This window comes from Deltaproteobacteria bacterium, assembly GCA_019310525.1.
Taxonomy (GTDB): Bacteria; Desulfobacterota; DSM-4660; order Desulfatiglandales; family HGW-15; genus JAFDEE01.
The window spans coordinates 39,001-53,938 of the sequence record JAFDEE010000002.1 but is presented as its reverse complement, the minus strand read 5'-3'; the positions used below and the strand labels follow the sequence as shown (position 1 = coordinate 53,938).

Genomic DNA, 14,938 nt, shown 5'->3' with positions numbered 1-14,938 from the left:
ATGTGTTCCTCATCCACAACGGTATCATCGAGAATTTTGATTCCCTGAAACGTAAGATGATGGACAAGGGAATCACCTTCAGATCCGAGACGGATACGGAGGTCCTGGCACAATTGATCGCCCTGAACTATGAGGGAGACCTGAACGAAGCCGTCCGCAAAGCGATGTCCCAGGTGGAAGGGACCTTTGGAATCGCCGTGATCCACCGTGATCTACCGGGACAGATCGTGGTCGCCCGCAGGGGAAGCCCCTTGATCATCGGGATCGGTGATGGGGAGATCTTCGCCGCATCGGATGTCTCCGCCATGGTCCGGTACACCAACAAGGTCGTTCATCTGAACGACAATGAGCTGGCCCTCCTGACAAAAGACGGGTTCACCCTTTCGACGGCCCAGGCCAAGCCGATAAAACGCTCCATGGAAACCGTGGAATGGCAGGCCGAGGACGCGGAACTGAATGGATTCCCTCACTTTATGCTCAAGGAGATCTTTGAACAGCCCGATACCATCAAGAATGCCATCAGGGGAAGGCTGGAAATCGGCGAGGGCGTCCCAAAGCTGGGTGGAATCACCCCGGTCTGGGACAAACTGAAGAGCTGTCGCCACATGGTTATCGTCGCCTGCGGCACCTCGTACTATGCGGGCTGTGTGGGCAGGTATATTTTTGAAAAGCTCACCGAGATAGACGTGGAGGTGGAACTGGCCTCCGAGTTCCGGTATAGAAAGCTCAATTTCCCCCCCAATACCTTCATCATAGCTATCAGCCAGTCGGGGGAGACGGCGGACACCCTGGCGGCCATCAGGGAGGCGAAGCGGAAAGACGCCCACCTGCTGGGTATCGTCAACGTGGTGGGTAGCTCCATCGCCCGGGAGACCGATGCAGGCGTGTACAATCATGCGGGTCCCGAAATCGGGGTGGCCTCCACTAAGATCTTTATCTCCCAGTTGACGATTCTAACGCTCCTGGCCCTCTTGCTGGGCCGCCACCAGAAACTCTCTCTTACAGAGGGAGTGGAGGCCCTGAAGGCCCTGACCCTCCTGCCGGACCAGGTCCGGGAGATTCTTTCACAGGACAATCAAATTCAGGCCATCGCGGAGAAGTATTACCGTTGCAACAACTGGCTTTTCCTGGGAAGGCACTACGAATACCCCATCGCCATGGAAGGGGCCCTGAAGCTCAAGGAGATATCCTATATCCATGCGGAAGGTTATGCGGCAGGTGAGATGAAACACGGACCCATCGCCCTCATCAACCCCGAAATGCCCACGGTGGCCATTGCCCCGAGGGATTCCATGTATGACAAGATGATCAGTAACATCCACGAGATCAAGAGCCGCAAGGGCCCGGTCATCGCTATCGTCAGCAAGGGAGACGTCAAGATGCGGGAGATAGCCGACGAGGTGATCGAGGTGCCCGAAACCCTGGATTTCCTCTACCCCATATTGACCGTTGTACCTTGCCAACTCCTCGCATACCACTGCGCCCGGTTCCTCAATCGGGACATTGATAAGCCCAGGAACCTGGCAAAAAGCGTGACCGTCGAGTAAAAGGCCGGGTGGAACGTGGGGCGGTGTTGTTGAAAGAGGGGCCTCTCATTCCGGAAAAACGTCCCGGGGAGTCTTTGGCTTTGGTCGTAAAAGGGGTGGGAAAAAGAAAAAACGCTGTTGTTTTCCTGACAAAAATAGTTGCCTCCATCTTTTTTTCATGCCGGTTCCGGTTGAGGGCTTCGGGCATGGAGAACGTCCCGAGAAGGGGCGCCTTCATCCTCCTGCCCAAGCATCAGCGCTGGGAAGATGTGCCGTTGCTTTCATTGGCGGCTCCCCGGCTGCTGTATTTCATGGCCAAGGTCGAACTCTTCTCGAATCCCCTGTTGGGCCGTTACATCTCCGCTCTCGGCGGCATCCCTGTAAATCGAGCCCGGCCCATGGAAAGCAGGGATTCCTTTCGGTTGATGGCGGGGCTCCTTCAAGGGGGCGAAGGTGTGGTGATCTTTCCGGAAGGGACCTATTACGTAGGAAGTGTGGGAGCCTTCCAGGCCGGGTTGGTCAGATACATACACCCGCGGGTGGAGGTCCCTTTTATTCCCGTTGGGATCCGTTACCTGCCGGGGAGAGGGCGGATGGAGGTGCGGATTGTTTTTGGGAAGCCCCTTTGGGGGCGGACTTTTGATCGAACGGGAGATCTTCTCCTTCAAGCAATGAATGACGTGGCGGCATTATCGGGCCTTGGACCCGATCCGGTTGCAGGAATTCGGGAAACGGCCGGACTATACGAAAGGGAGAGCTGAATGTCGAAACTTCAGGAAGTTTTCGGGTGGATCGATGATTCGAGGGATGAAATCATCCGGTTGCAGACGGAGCTTACCTCCAGACCGGCCATTGGCCCGGGGAACGGCGGATCAGGGGAACACGAGAAAGCGGCCTTCCTGAAAGAGGAAGTAACGGCCCTCGGCGCCGACGTTATTGAAGAAGTTCGGGCGCCTGACCCCAGGGCGAAGGACGGATACAGACCGAACCTGATCTGCAGGTGGAAGGGAAATGAAGGGGAGCGTAAGGTGTGGATCCTGAGTCATATGGATATCGTTCCACCGGGGGATCTTTCCCTTTGGAAAAGCGATCCCTTTAAGCTCCGGGTAGAAGGTGATCGGTTGATCGGCCGAGGTGTCCAGGACGACCAGCACGGGATTGTATCTTCCCTGCTCGCCTTGAAGGCCATCCGGGAAACCGGGTTGAGACCCGGCAGATCCGTCGGATTGGTATTCCTGGCCGACGAGGAGAGCGGAAGCCGTTACGGGCTTCAGTATTTGCTGGAGCAGCGAAGGGAGTATTTTGACCCCAGGGACCTCATCGTCGTGCCGGATGCCGGGAACGAGGAGGGGACCCTCATCGAGGTGGCGGAGAAATCCGTGCTGTGGCTGAAGGTTACGGTCAATGGCCGGCAGTGTCATGCCAGCACCCCGGAGAAGGGGATAAACAGTCTCGTGGGGGCGGCCAGGCTTATCCTGGCCCTCCACAAAGGCCTGAAAGAAAGGTACGATTTCAGTGACGATCTCTTCAAGCCACCCTATTCCACCTTTGAACCTACAAAGATGGAAGCCAACGTCCCCAACGTAAATACTCTCCCTGGAAAAGATATCTTCTACCTGGACTGCCGGGTACTGCCCCACTATGGCCCTGAGGAGATTCTAACCGCCGCCCGAGAGATCGCAGCGCAGGTAGCTGAGTCCACGGGCCTTTCTGTTCAAATCGATGCGGTCCAAAAGGAGAAGGCCGCAGATCCCACACCCGAGGATGCCCCGGTTGTCAGGGAACTGGTACAATCCATCAGGGTTGTATCGGGAAAAAGGGCCCGCCCGATGGGCATCGGCGGAGCAACGGTGGCTTCCCTCTTTCGAAATCTTGGGTTCCCGGCGGCCGTATGGATGACCGCCCCTGACACGGCCCATCAACCCAATGAGTTTTGCCTGATCAGCGATATCATGTTTGATGCCAAGGTGTTTGCCTGCCTTTATCTCGACGAATTTGGTCCCGCGGGGCCGTAAAAACGGCGAGGGATGGATGGGCGAAGCCTTTTTTGTGCCTGGTAAGGGAGTAAATATCCAATGACGGAGACCCGGAAACCCTCCTGCCCCAGGTGCGGGGAAGAGGTAAAAGAAAGTTGGAAGTTTTGCCCGGCCTGCGAAACCCCCTTGACTCCTCCTTCCTGTCCCCATTGTGGAATTCCGGTCAAGGCCCATTGGAGGCGCTGTCCGGAATGCGGGAATCCCTTGATCTGCAAAACCTGTGGCACCCGCCTGTCCGCCGGGCAGGCCGAATGCCCGGCCTGCGGGCGGAGGGAGGCGGCGGATGAGCCTCTCTCCCAAACCTTCAGGGAACCCATCACGGGAATGGTTTTCCTGCCGGTTCCCGCCGGTTCTTTCCTGATGGGGGATACCTTTGGGGATGGATTTGAAAACGAACTCCCGGTCCACGAGGTAACCCTAGACAGCTACTATATTGCCCGATATCCCGTCACCCAGTCCCAGTGGACAACTCTCATGGGCGATAATCCCAGCAAGTTCAAGGGAGAGCTCCACCCGGTGGAACAGGTCACCTGGCACGAGGCCCGGGCCTTTGTGCGAAAATTGACCGAGGCCCACAAGGGAGAATGGGTCTTTGATCTTCCAACCGAGGCCCAGTGGGAATACGCGGCCAGGAGCGGAGGAAGACAAGAGTTTTACGCCGGAGGCGACGACGTGGAGTCCTTGGCCTGGTATGATGAGAACAGCGGGGGGACGACTCGGCCCGTCGGCCTCAAGGCACCGAACGGCCTGGGGATCCACGACATGAGCGGCAACGTATGGGAATGGTGCCTGGACGGGTACGAAGCGGATGCTTACAAGAGACATGCCTCCAGGAACCCGGTTCACCTGAAAGAAGACCTGGACCGGATACTCCGGGGCGGGAGCTGGAATATCGATGCCTGGAGCGTACGGTGCGCGAGGCGTTTCAGCCTCCGGGCAGACCTTTCCGGAGCCGGGGTGGGTTTCAGGCCGGTTATGCTACCGGTGCGGGGGGAGAGGAAGCGTTGAAGATTGATTGCCACTGCCATGTCTTTGATAACGACTGCGTTCCTGTGGGGGGAATGCTCGCGAGTCGCTTCGGAATCTCCCTCAGCAGAAAGGCCGGGGAATGGATCAAAAAAGTCAAGGGAGGCGCCGAATGGACATCCATCGGGAACCTGCTTTCTTTTGAAAACTTCTTTTTCGACGTCCTGGCGCTGTTTCGCCAGGCCGCGGACAGGCAGGAAAAGGACTCCCTTTTCGCCGTGCTCAAGAGCCCTGGAGATTTCCTCGCCTTCATGAAGATCGGCCGACTTGGCATCAAAAAGATTGCAATGGAGCTGATGCGCCGTGCCCCCCAAATGGATGTTTGGGTCCCATTGATGGTGGACATGAGCCATGCCTATCCCGGCAGCGGTTCGGCCCGTACTTACGAGACCCAGAAGGAGATCATGTCAGGGCTTGTTTTGGAGGCCGGCGGCCGGTTCATGCCTTTTTACGGATTTGATCCCAGGGGAAAAGATGCCCTTGATAAGGCGGTCAGGGCCATCGAGGGGCAGGGCTTTGTCGGCATAAAGCTCTATCCGCCATTGGGGTTCAAGCCGGCTGAAAATGAAGAGCCCGGTGTCGAGGAGGCCCTGTGGAACCTTTACGCCTTTTGCTGCGATTCCCGTCCGGCCATTCCCATTACGGTTCACTGCAGTTGGAGCGCCGGGGTCTATTCCAACGAACACAGGCCGGGGATCGGGAACCCCAAGAGTTATTACCGCCACTTGGCCGATCCGGCCCACTGGCGGCCCGTGTTCGCCAGATTCCCCCGGTTGAAGGTCAATTTCGCCCATTTCGGTGGACTCGGCGAATGGGCGGCCCTGGCAGCGGGAGACACCCCCAGGGAGAGGTGGAGCGACACGATTCTCGAATTCATGAGGGACTATGAGAATGTGTATACGGATCTTTCATTCCATGGAGTTGTTACCTCCCCCCTGGCTGACGGTTATAGGAAGGTGCTGGAAAAGAGGATCAGGGGAGTGGAAGGAAAAGTGCTGCTGGGCAGCGATTGGTACATGCTCCGAATCCAATGTCCTTTACAAAACTACTGGAGATCCTTCGAGACCCTGATGCCGGATCTTTACTGGCGGGCCGTAGGAGAAAACGCCTTTAAGTTTCTTGCTTCCAGGGCCACGAAGGAGTATTTCCCACGATTCTTCACCGCCAACCAGCGGGATCTGCCAAAGGCCTATAGAGAACCCTTCAACGGAGCCGTTCCCTCAAGCGGGTGAACCGCTTCTCCGTCTTGTTGTTGCCGACGGCGATGGCCAACGCCTTCCGTGAACCCACCATGACCACGAGGTTCTTGCCCCGCGTGATTGCAGTGTAGATCAGGTTGCGTTGAAGAAGAACATAGTGCTGGGTCAGCACCGGAATGATCACCACCGGGTACTCGGATCCCTGGGACTTGTGAATGGAGACGGCATAGGCAAGCATGATTTCATCCAGGTCCGAGAAGTCGTAGGGGATGTCCCGGCCCTCAAAGGTGACGACGATTTCCTGGTTTTCCCGGTCGATCCGGCGTATCCAGCCGATGTCGCCGTTGAAGACCTCCTTGTCATAATTGTTCTTGATCTGCATGACCTTGTCCCTGACCCGGAAATCCCTGTTCCCGCGGGCCAGCCTTTCCTCGGAAGGATTCAAGGCCTTCTGGAGTTCCAGGTTCAGGTTGGCCGCTCCTGCGGTTCCCTTGTGCATGGGAGTGAGGATCTGGATGTCTTGCAGGGGATCGAATCCGAACCGTTTCGGTATCCGTTCTGCGGCCAGGTCGATGATCACCCGGGGCACCTCCTCGGGGTCTTCCTGCTCGATGAAGTAGAAATCACCCGGGGCCCCTCCCGCGGGCCGCAGGATAGGGAGGAGGCCGTTGTTGATCCTGTGGGCGTTGACGATGATCAGGCTTCGGCGGGCCTGGCGGAAGATCTCCTTGAGTTCCACGACCGGCACGCTGCCGGAATCAATGATATCCTTTAGCACGTTTCCGGCTCCCACCGAGGGGAGCTGGTTGATGTCTCCGACGAGAACGAGAAGGGCCCCCGGAGGGACGGCCTTGAGTAGATGGTACATGAGGATGGTGTCCACCATGGAGGTCTCGTCCAGGACAAGGAGATCGCAGTCCAGGGGATGGGCTTCATTCTTTTGGAATTTCCCCTTCTGGATGCTGTATTCGAGCAAACGGTGGATCGTTTTGGCCTCATGGCCCGTGGCCTCGGTCATCCTTTTTGCGGCGCGGCCCGTCGGAGCGGCCATGAGGATCTTGACCCCCAGCCTGGAGAAGATCTTCAGGAGGGCATTGATGATTGTCGTCTTACCCGTCCCGGGTCCTCCGGTGATGACCGTGACTTTTCCTCGAGCCGCGCACTGGATGGCCTCTATTTGTTTGGGGGCGAGCCTGAAGGACAACTTCTCCTGTACCCACTCAACGGCCGCAGCGGCATTGATCTCACGGATGGATCTCGGCGCGCTGATCAATGCCTTGAGCCGGGACGCAATCCCGGTCTCGGAAACATGGTACTTGGCCAGGTAGACCGCCTTTAGGTTTTCGATATATTCTTCCCCCTCGTTTGCATCCTCGATAACGATTCTTCCCTCAAGGGCGATCTTCCCTATGGCCTTGATGAGCACCTCTCGGTCCACCTGCAGGATTTCCCGGCACCGATCGATGAGGGCCTCATAAGGATAATAGACATGCCCTTCATCCGAGAGCTGGTGAAGAACATAAAGGATCCCCGCCTGTGCACGAAGTTCGGAATCCTTCGAAAAACCCAATTTTTCAGCGATCCGGTCCGCGGTGACAAACCCGATCCCGAAGATGTCCGTGGCCAGGCGATAGGGATTCTCCCGGACCACCTGGATAGAAAGATTCCCGTACTGTTTGAAGATCTTGGTGGCATAGGCGGAGCTGACCCCATGGGACTGCAGAAAGAGCATGACCTGGCGGATTTCCCGCTGATCTTCCCATGCCTTCCTGATCATCTCGATACGTTTCTTCCCGACGCCCGCGACCTCTGAGAGCCTTTCGATCTGCTTTTCAATGATCTCCAGGGTGTCCTTCCCGAACCGCTTCACGATCCGCTTGGCCATAATGGGACCGATTCCCTTGATGAGACCGGAACCCAAGTACTTCTCGATACCGTGAACGGAGGCAGGCACCAGGGACCGGTAATGGAGAATCTTGAATTGTTCACCATACCTTGGATGCCGGGTCCACTCCCCCCGCATGCGGATGATCTCACCAGGAACGGGGGCCATCAGGTTCCCCACCACGGTGACGAGATCCCGCTGGCCGTAAACCTTCACCCGGGCGATGGTGAACCCGTTTTCCTCGTTGGTGTAAGTAATCCGCTCGATTTGGCCCTGAAGGTCCACCAGGCCTTCCACACCGGGGTCTTTCACGCGGCGTGTAATGGAATCCATCGTTTCATCCATGGCCACAAATTACCCTCAACGAATCCGTTGTACAACCTTTTTTCCGCAACAGGAGAACCCACCCATGAACCGAGCGTCCTCCTCCAGGATCTTCTAAGGGAAAGCCGGTCCGATCTTCCCGCCTGCCCGTCGACCAGAACCGATAGACCCGGCTTGACATTTGGGGATGGGGGATTATATTGTCCAACGATCTAACCCGGCATGATCAACTTCATCTCTACCCTAACCAACCATGTTTTACATTGATCTGCAAATTCTAACCCGTGATCAATAAATACAAGGAGGAATGTGTTTATGAAAGCGAGAGGGTATGGTTCGTATTCGGTCCTTTACGCGGTCTTGGTCCCTTTTCTCCTGGCGATGATCTTCGTCTCCTATCCGGCTTACGCCTATGGCGAGGATGACAAGAAACAGCTTCCTCCGAGGGAGATATCCGTGGCCCCGGAATACACGGGGGTGATCGTTCAGAAGGGTGAGGACGTGAGCCTGGATCTGAACGTGAAAAACGGGGGACAGAGAGACGAGAGCATCGAACTAAGCATTCCCGTTATCCCCAAGGGATGGAAGGCCCGAATCAAGACCTACCAGTTCGATGTCACGGGTATCCACGTGGAAAGCGACAGTTCCAGGAGCGTGACTTTCGAGGCGGAACCGGACAAGAGTGTGGGACCCGGGAAATATGTGTTCGAGATCAAGGGAAAGACCCTTGACGGCAAGCTGGTCTCCACCAGCCGATTCCAGGTGACGGTCAAGGAAAAGGAAACCGAGAAAAAGTCGAAAGGGGTCAAGATCATGACCTCTTATCCCGTGCTTCGTGGGCCCACGGACGCCCGGTTCGAATTTTCCCTGGAGGTTGAAAGCAAGATCGACAAGGATACCATCTTCAATCTCATCGCCCAGGGACCGAAAAACTGGGATATCAATTTTAAACCCGCCTACGAGCAGAAGTACATTTCCAGCCTGAGGATCAAGGCCAACCAGAGTTCCACCATGGCCGTGGAGGTCAAACCCTATCCCCTCGCCCAGCCCGGCCGGTATCCCATCAAGGTCAAGGTGGCCTCGGACAGAGCGAAGGCCGAGGCCGAGCTCGTGGTGGTGCTGACGGGTACTTACAAACTCGAAGCCGGGACCCCTGACGGTCTCCTATCCCTGGACGCTTATCAGGGTAAGGCGGCCAACTTTTCTTTCTATGTCAAGAACACCGGTTCAGCGGCCCAAAACGGGATAAAATTCTTGTCCGTCAAGCCCGAAAACTGGAAAGTTGAGTTCAAGCCGGAAAAAATCGATGTCCTTCCGCCGGGTGAATTGAGGCAGATCGAGGTGACCATCACTCCTTCGGAGCAGGCCCTTGTGGGAGACTATTCCGTGAATCTGTCGGTGGATGGCGAAAAGGCATCCAAAAACCTGGAACTCAGGGTCACAGTTAAGGCCTCAAGTGCCTGGGGATGGATCGGGATCGGAATCATCGTGATGGTAATCCTGGGGCTTGTGATCCTGTTCGTCAAAATGGGAAGGCGTTAAGATGAGCGGAAAAAACATCATTGAAGCCAGAGGGCTGACCAAACGGTACGGGAATCATACGGCCGTAGACAATCTGTCTTTCCAGATCTTGGAAGGAGAGATCTTCGGTTTCCTTGGGCCCAATGGAGCGGGAAAGAGCACGACTCTCTTGATGCTCCTGGGACTCACCCAGCCCAGCGATGGGACCCTATCCGTTTGCGGTTTCGACCCACTTCGAAACCCGAAGGAGGTGAAACGCCAAGTCGGGTATCTTCCGGAGAACGTGGGTTTCTATGGAGATTTGGATGCCGTACAAAGCCTTGAATATGTAGCCGACCTGAACGGCCTCGACCGGAAGGAGGCGAGGGAGCGGATCAGGGAGGCCCTTGAGATCGTGGGACTCGCTGATGAGGCTGATGGGAAGAAAGTCGGCACATTTTCCAGGGGCATGAAACAACGCCTGGGGATAGCCGAGGTGTTGATCAAGAAACCCAAGGTCCTTTTTCTCGATGAACCCACTCTGGGGCTGGATCCGAAGGGGGCCATCCGCCTCATCGAGTTGATTCAGTCCTTGAACCGGGAGCGGGGCATCACGGTTCTTCTCTCCTCCCACGCCCTTCACGAGGTACAGAAGATTTCCGACCGGGTGGGAATCATGATCAACGGGAAAATGGTGGCTGAGGGATCGATCGACGAGTTGGCCCGCGAGAAGCTGGGGGTTGAAGGGAAAACCTACACCCTGGAAGAAATCTACATGAAGTATTTTCAGGAGGTCTGATCATGCAAGGGCTCTTCGCCGTTTACAGGAAGGAACTTTCAGACCATTTCAGCAGTTACCGGTTCGTCATGCTCTTCGCCCTGATCGCCATGGTCAGCTTCATCACGAGTTACATGGCGGGAGTAAGTCTTCGGGAGAACCTCGAGGGAACGGCCAGGCAGACCTATTATTTCCTGGGCCTTTTCAACCAGGCCGGGGCCCTGTTTTCCATGGTGCAATTTGTGGCCTTTTTCGGCCCCCTGATCGGCCTTGTCCTGGGTTTTGACGCCATAAACCGGGAGCGGTCCGACGGAACCCTGATCAAGATCGTCACTCAGCCCATCTATCGCGATTCGGTCATCAATGGAAAGTTCCTGGCCGGGGTGACCACCATCGCCGTCATGGTGATTTCAATCGTGCTCGTAATCTCGGGGCTGGGCCTTACCCTCCTGGGTATTGTTCCGGGACTGGATGAGATCCTGCGACTGGCCGTATACGTGGTGATCAGTGTTTTTTACATTTCCTTCTGGCTCGGGGTCGCCATCCTCTTCTCAATATTTTTCAGGGGAATCGCCACCTCCGCCTTGGCATCGGTAGCCCTGTGGATCTTCCTTTCCTTTTTCGTTTCCATGGGCGCGGGCGTGCTGGCAAACACCATCGCTCCCTTGGATCAGACCCAGGGGGTGCGACGGGAGACCTTGATCAAGCATTACCGGATCAAGGAAAGGATAGGTCTCCTATCTCCCATGGCCATTTATTCCCAGGCATCCGCAACCATTATCGATCCGACGCTGAACACCACCAGCATTCAATCGCTCCTCCGGATGGGCCCTATCGAAAAAATCCTGGCTGAACGTTTCCAGAGGCCCCTTTCCCTGGGGCAGAGCCTCCTCGTGGTCTTTCCTCACCTCGTGGCCTTGGTGGCCCTGAGCCTCATTTGTTTTGCTATTTCTTATCTGGTGTTTATGAAACAGGAGATAAGGACATAGACGGAGCGGTTGCCGTTATAAATTAAGAAGTGAACGAGCGGCCTGTCGTATCTCGATGTGTCAAGGGAGCCCGGGATGCAACAGGCCGCTGCCGTTTCTGTGCCTGTTGAGAAGAGGCCATTCTTTCAGAGAGTGATCCTTGGAAGCCCTGGATCGGGGTTCCCTCAGGACACGGCACCCACAATGAGGTGCTTTTCATTGAGCGTACCGATGGTGATATAATCCTTGCCTCCAATCTTGATGTTTAATCCTGTCTCCATGGGCATCACGAAAGCGGCGTTCCAGATGACCGAGACCTCTTCTTCTCCTCTCTCGAGAAAGGCCTTGTTGAAAAGTTGGTAGGAGAGGGTGCGGACTTCCTCATCTGATCTGCCCTTGGTGGTGAAAACCTTTTTATCTACCTGGGATGGCTCCTCGGCCTCGGGTTTTGATTCATAGTCGCCTTCAATTCCGGATTGGGCCAGGATTGCGTCTACATCGTCCTGTGAAAGTATCTTCTCTTTAGTGGTCATTGACTCCATTTTCCCTTGTTTCTCCTTCCCTGCTATGGCCCCCGATTACGCTTTCATTCAGCGAAAGCCCTGAGTCCACGCCTGTTGAGGGGGAATCTATACCAATCATTCGGCCGTTTATGGAACAAACTTGAACTTCCAGCGCTCCCCTTAGTGATTTCACTTGGATGTAATGCAGCCCCGGATAAAGTTCCTGCTAAGATATGCCGATTTAGTAATGGAGTTTTGAATCCTGCGGCACATGGCCGCTATAGAGATGGAAGTTTCCAATGGTGTCGGGCTTTGCAATGTTTTTGCTTAACCGCCGAAACACCTCGGGCCGGTTGTATCTTTGCGTCCCGGAATGCCCCCGAGGATTCACCCTTATTGAGGCTCTTATGGTCATGGTCATACTTGGGACCATTGGGGCCATCGCCCTCCCTCTCTATACCCGCTATATCGAAAAGGCCAAGGTCACCAAGGCTATTGCCGAAATCAGCATCCTCCAGAAGGAGATCCTGAACTTCCAGGCGGAAAACGATGCCTTCCCCGCCAACCTCGGCGATATCGGCCGCGGCAACCTCAAGGACCCTTGGGGCGCACCTTACCAGTATATGGACATGACCGGTGTGTCGGGGCATGGTAAGTGCAGAAAAGACCACTTCATGAATCCGCTCAACACTGATTTCGATCTTTACAGTATGGGACCGGACGGTATCAGTAAACCTCCCCTTACAGCCAAAGCCAGTAGGGACGATATCGTCCGTGCCGATAACGGTGGTTTCATCGGGCCGGCCTCGGAGTTTTGACAGGATCCGCATTAAGGGGGATATCCAGGGACATAAGAGGATCATTCATGAAAAGATATTTTGCCATGGGGCATCTGGAGCCTGCATCCTCTATGGGGGAGGGTTTGGACCGAGGGCGGAGGTCGAATCCGCGACCAAGGGCTCGGCGCCTGATGCTATGCCTGCTTCTAATCTCCGCAATAGCGATGCTTGTGTCGGATTGCAGCGGCCGGAGCGGAGATGATTTCCCAAGGGAACTGATCGGGGAGTGGAGGACGGATGCGGAAGGTTATGAGGACTGCAGCCTGGAACTCGCTCCCGATACAATCATCTTTTCTAAGGGCGTGGAGTTCATTGATGTGAACTTTATCCTGAGGGTCAGAACGAGAAAAGAGGGGCGGGCCACGCTTTTTGATATCGATTATGAAAACAGGGATCACCAGGAATTCCATCTTACCCTTTTTTATTACAGAGACTCTAAAGGAGAAATCCTCAAGTTCAAGAATCGCCGATCCATCGAGTGGAGAAAGCAAAGTGATGACAGGGCAGGGAGCATACCACGGAGTTGAGGAAGCATGGCGTTTGAAATCAAACCTTTCCGAACCAGGGTGGCAAAGAGGATTTTTTTCCTATTCCTGATATGCGCCTTTTTCCCCACCACTGTAATGGCCTTGGCTGCCTTCTATAATGTCAGGGAGCAACTGCGGGACCAGGAAAGGGAAACCCTTGGCCTCCAGTGTAAGAGCATCAGTGTGTCAATATATGAGCGGATCGCGCTTCTTGGTGACGAATTACGGTTGCTGACGGGTTCCCTGTCAAGGAATGTCGATCCCGACAGGGGGGATTCCATTGGTGGAGTTCTCAAGCAATGGGGCGGACATTTTGAAAGGCTCGCCGTCCTTTCTCCCTCCACAGGTCGTAGTTCCTTCCGGGACCCAGAGGAAAAAGCGCTGGATCTTGATCCCGGCCAGAAGGCCCATCTTAATGAGGATCGGCCACTTATCATCGATCGGTCCTCTCCCAAGGGACCCCCGAAGTATAGTATGATTATGCCTCTGGAAAAGGGGGGGGCGAATCAGGGGCTCCTTTTGGGAGATATCGATCTGCAGTTTGTCTGGGGGGCTGCAAAGGCCAGGCCTCCCCTTACGGAACTTATTCTGGTGGATAAATCGGCGGGTCGTCTTCTTTTCAACACTGCTCCCGGTAGCCTGTTATCTCAAATACCCGACCTTATCGGCATGTGCACCGGTCAATCCGGCAATTTCGAATGGAGGACCGGGAATCAGGGATTCCTGGTGAGCTATCGAAAGGTGAATCTCAAGGCCTCCTATCATTATCCGGGGTGGATCGTAATCCTGATGGAGGACATGGACCAAGCAAGTGCCTTTGCAAAAGGCTTCAAAACGACCTTTATAGCCGTCGCCGTTCTCAGTCTGGCGATGGTTGTCCTTCTGAGTGTTTCCCAGATCCGCAAAAACACAGTCCCCCTGGACATCCTCCAGGGGGCGACCCGCAGGATCGCGGAGGGGGATTTCGATTGTGTCGTCCAGTTGAATAGCGGAGATGAATTCCAAGACCTTGCCCAATCATTCAACGAGATGAGTGGAAAGCTCAAGGAGACCCAGGCACTTCTGGTCCAGACGGCCAAGATGAGTACGATGGGACAAATGGCCGCCGGGATAGTTCATGAAATAAAGCAGCCCCTGACAGCGATCTATGGTTTGCTCCAGCTCGCCAGACTCGAAATGCCTTCAGGAAAATCCAGTGAACGCCTTGAGACTATGGAAAAGGCCTTAGACAGACTCAACGGCATACTCATGAAGTTCAGGTCCTTCTCACAGAAATCCGATGAAAAGCACGAACCCTTGTCCCTAAAATTGGTGGTGAAACAGGTTTATGAATTATTGGAGCACCAAATGTTCATGAAAAAGGTCGAATGTGTCATCGAGCACGAAGACCGTTTGCCGCTGATTTTAGGGAACGACCATGCCCTTCAGCAGGTGATCAGCAATCTGCTAATCAACGCCATGGACGCCCTGGAGGAAACCCGGGAAGACCGACGAAAGATTGTTATCCGGTCTTTCAGCTCAAATGGAGAAATCTGCCTGGCCGTAGAGGACAACGGTTCAGGCATCCCAGAGGAAAAACTGGAGCATATTTTCGAACCTTTTTTCACGACCAAAGACCCTGAGAAAGGTACCGGCCTGGGGCTGGCCATCATCAGCTCGATTTTACATAAACACCAAGCCAGGATAGAGGTGAGGAGCAAGATTGGAGAGGGAACGGTTTTTACCATCCGCTTTCCTTCCTCTTCGGATGAGAACACTTCCTGACAGGGATGAGTTCCTCCGGGCAACTGAACCGATGGCCCGTTTGCATCCTTCAAGAGGAATCCC

The 14,938-nt window shown here is 55.1% G+C and carries 13 protein-coding genes; 11 read left to right on the top strand and 2 right to left on the bottom strand.

Annotated features, from left to right (window positions below; genetic code table 11):
• From glmS to JRF57_00535, 5 genes are all read left to right on the top strand, one after another.
• The coding region (gene glmS / locus JRF57_00555) for a glutamine--fructose-6-phosphate transaminase (isomerizing) (GenBank protein MBW2302180.1) at positions 1 to 1,547 on the top strand (1,547 nt) is incomplete at its 5' end.
• Positions 1,548 to 1,732: 185 nt separating this feature from the next.
• Entirely contained in the window at positions 1,733 to 2,287 is a 555-nt protein-coding gene (locus tag JRF57_00550; GenBank protein ID MBW2302179.1) for a 1-acyl-sn-glycerol-3-phosphate acyltransferase, read from the top strand.
• Positions 2,288 to 3,541 (top strand): M20 family metallo-hydrolase, encoded by a 1,254-nt coding sequence (locus JRF57_00545; protein MBW2302178.1) that lies wholly within the window; start codon positions 2,288 to 2,290, stop codon positions 3,539 to 3,541.
• 60 nt (positions 3,542 to 3,601) lie between these two features.
• Positions 3,602 to 4,570: an SUMF1/EgtB/PvdO family nonheme iron enzyme gene (locus JRF57_00540; GenBank protein MBW2302177.1), complete on the top strand. Its 969-nt coding sequence runs from the start codon at positions 3,602 to 3,604 to the stop codon at positions 4,568 to 4,570.
• On the top strand, positions 4,567 to 5,820 hold the full coding sequence (locus tag JRF57_00535) for an amidohydrolase family protein (protein MBW2302176.1): 1,254 nt from the start codon (positions 4,567 to 4,569) through the stop codon (positions 5,818 to 5,820). Before JRF57_00540 ends, JRF57_00535 begins: the two co-directional genes overlap by 4 nt.
• Here the strand turns inward: JRF57_00535 and JRF57_00530 are convergent.
• Positions 5,792 to 8,005: an ATP-dependent RecD-like DNA helicase gene (locus JRF57_00530; GenBank protein ID MBW2302175.1), complete on the bottom strand. Its 2,214-nt coding sequence runs from the start codon at positions 8,003 to 8,005 to the stop codon at positions 5,792 to 5,794. The two genes, JRF57_00535 and JRF57_00530, sit on opposite strands and share 29 nt — an antisense overlap.
• 306 nt (positions 8,006 to 8,311) lie before the next feature.
• Here JRF57_00530 and JRF57_00525 point away from each other — a divergent pair, with 306 nt between their 5' ends.
• From JRF57_00525 to JRF57_00515, 3 genes are read left to right on the top strand one after another with little or no spacing between them, the layout of a single operon-like run.
• Complete coding sequence (locus JRF57_00525; protein ID MBW2302174.1) at positions 8,312 to 9,538, top strand: hypothetical protein; 1,227 nt, start codon at positions 8,312 to 8,314, stop codon at positions 9,536 to 9,538.
• Position 9,539: 1 nt separating this feature from the next.
• Positions 9,540 to 10,295, top strand: coding sequence for an ABC transporter ATP-binding protein (locus tag JRF57_00520; protein MBW2302173.1), 756 nt, complete (start codon positions 9,540 to 9,542; stop codon positions 10,293 to 10,295).
• Between the two features lie 2 nt (positions 10,296 to 10,297).
• Positions 10,298 to 11,263, top strand: coding sequence for an ABC transporter permease (locus JRF57_00515; protein ID MBW2302172.1), 966 nt, complete (start codon positions 10,298 to 10,300; stop codon positions 11,261 to 11,263).
• Positions 11,264 to 11,427: 164 nt separating this feature from the next.
• Here the strand turns inward: JRF57_00515 and JRF57_00510 are convergent, their stop codons facing one another.
• Positions 11,428 to 11,784, bottom strand: coding sequence for a hypothetical protein (locus tag JRF57_00510; GenBank protein MBW2302171.1), 357 nt, complete (start codon positions 11,782 to 11,784; stop codon positions 11,428 to 11,430).
• A 278-nt stretch (positions 11,785 to 12,062) separates the two neighbouring features.
• On the opposite strand from JRF57_00510, the gene JRF57_00505 reads away from it, so the two are divergent.
• The 3 genes from JRF57_00505 to JRF57_00495 are packed head-to-tail and all read left to right on the top strand — an operon-like array spanning position 12,063 to position 14,875.
• On the top strand, positions 12,063 to 12,563 hold the full coding sequence (locus JRF57_00505) for a prepilin-type N-terminal cleavage/methylation domain-containing protein (GenBank protein MBW2302170.1): 501 nt from the start codon (positions 12,063 to 12,065) through the stop codon (positions 12,561 to 12,563).
• A gap of 47 nt (positions 12,564 to 12,610) precedes the next feature.
• Complete coding sequence (locus JRF57_00500) at positions 12,611 to 13,111, top strand: hypothetical protein (GenBank protein ID MBW2302169.1); 501 nt, start codon at positions 12,611 to 12,613, stop codon at positions 13,109 to 13,111.
• Between the two features lie 6 nt (positions 13,112 to 13,117).
• Positions 13,118 to 14,875, top strand: coding sequence for a HAMP domain-containing protein (locus JRF57_00495; protein ID MBW2302168.1), 1,758 nt, complete (start codon positions 13,118 to 13,120; stop codon positions 14,873 to 14,875).
• Positions 14,876 to 14,938: the final 63 nt, after the last annotated feature.

Excerpts from the sequence above, each read along its gene's own strand:
- JRF57_00550 (MBW2302179.1), top strand. The coding sequence starts at position 1,733 with ATGGAGAACGTCCCGAGAAGGGGCGCCTTCATCCTCCTGCCCAAGCAT.
- JRF57_00545 (MBW2302178.1), top strand. The coding sequence starts at position 2,288 with ATGTCGAAACTTCAGGAAGTTTTCGGGTGGATCGATGATTCGAGGGAT.
- JRF57_00540 (MBW2302177.1), top strand. The coding sequence starts at position 3,602 with ATGACGGAGACCCGGAAACCCTCCTGCCCCAGGTGCGGGGAAGAGGTA.
- JRF57_00530 (MBW2302175.1), bottom strand. The coding sequence starts at position 8,005 with ATGGATTCCATTACACGCCGCGTGAAAGACCCCGGTGTGGAAGGCCTG.
- JRF57_00525 (MBW2302174.1), top strand. The coding sequence starts at position 8,312 with ATGAAAGCGAGAGGGTATGGTTCGTATTCGGTCCTTTACGCGGTCTTG.
- JRF57_00520 (MBW2302173.1), top strand. The coding sequence starts at position 9,540 with ATGAGCGGAAAAAACATCATTGAAGCCAGAGGGCTGACCAAACGGTAC.
- JRF57_00515 (MBW2302172.1), top strand. The coding sequence starts at position 10,298 with ATGCAAGGGCTCTTCGCCGTTTACAGGAAGGAACTTTCAGACCATTTC.
- JRF57_00510 (MBW2302171.1), bottom strand. The coding sequence starts at position 11,784 with ATGGAGTCAATGACCACTAAAGAGAAGATACTTTCACAGGACGATGTA.
- JRF57_00505 (MBW2302170.1), top strand. The coding sequence starts at position 12,063 with ATGTTTTTGCTTAACCGCCGAAACACCTCGGGCCGGTTGTATCTTTGC.
- JRF57_00500 (MBW2302169.1), top strand. The coding sequence starts at position 12,611 with ATGAAAAGATATTTTGCCATGGGGCATCTGGAGCCTGCATCCTCTATG.
- JRF57_00495 (MBW2302168.1), top strand. The coding sequence starts at position 13,118 with ATGGCGTTTGAAATCAAACCTTTCCGAACCAGGGTGGCAAAGAGGATT.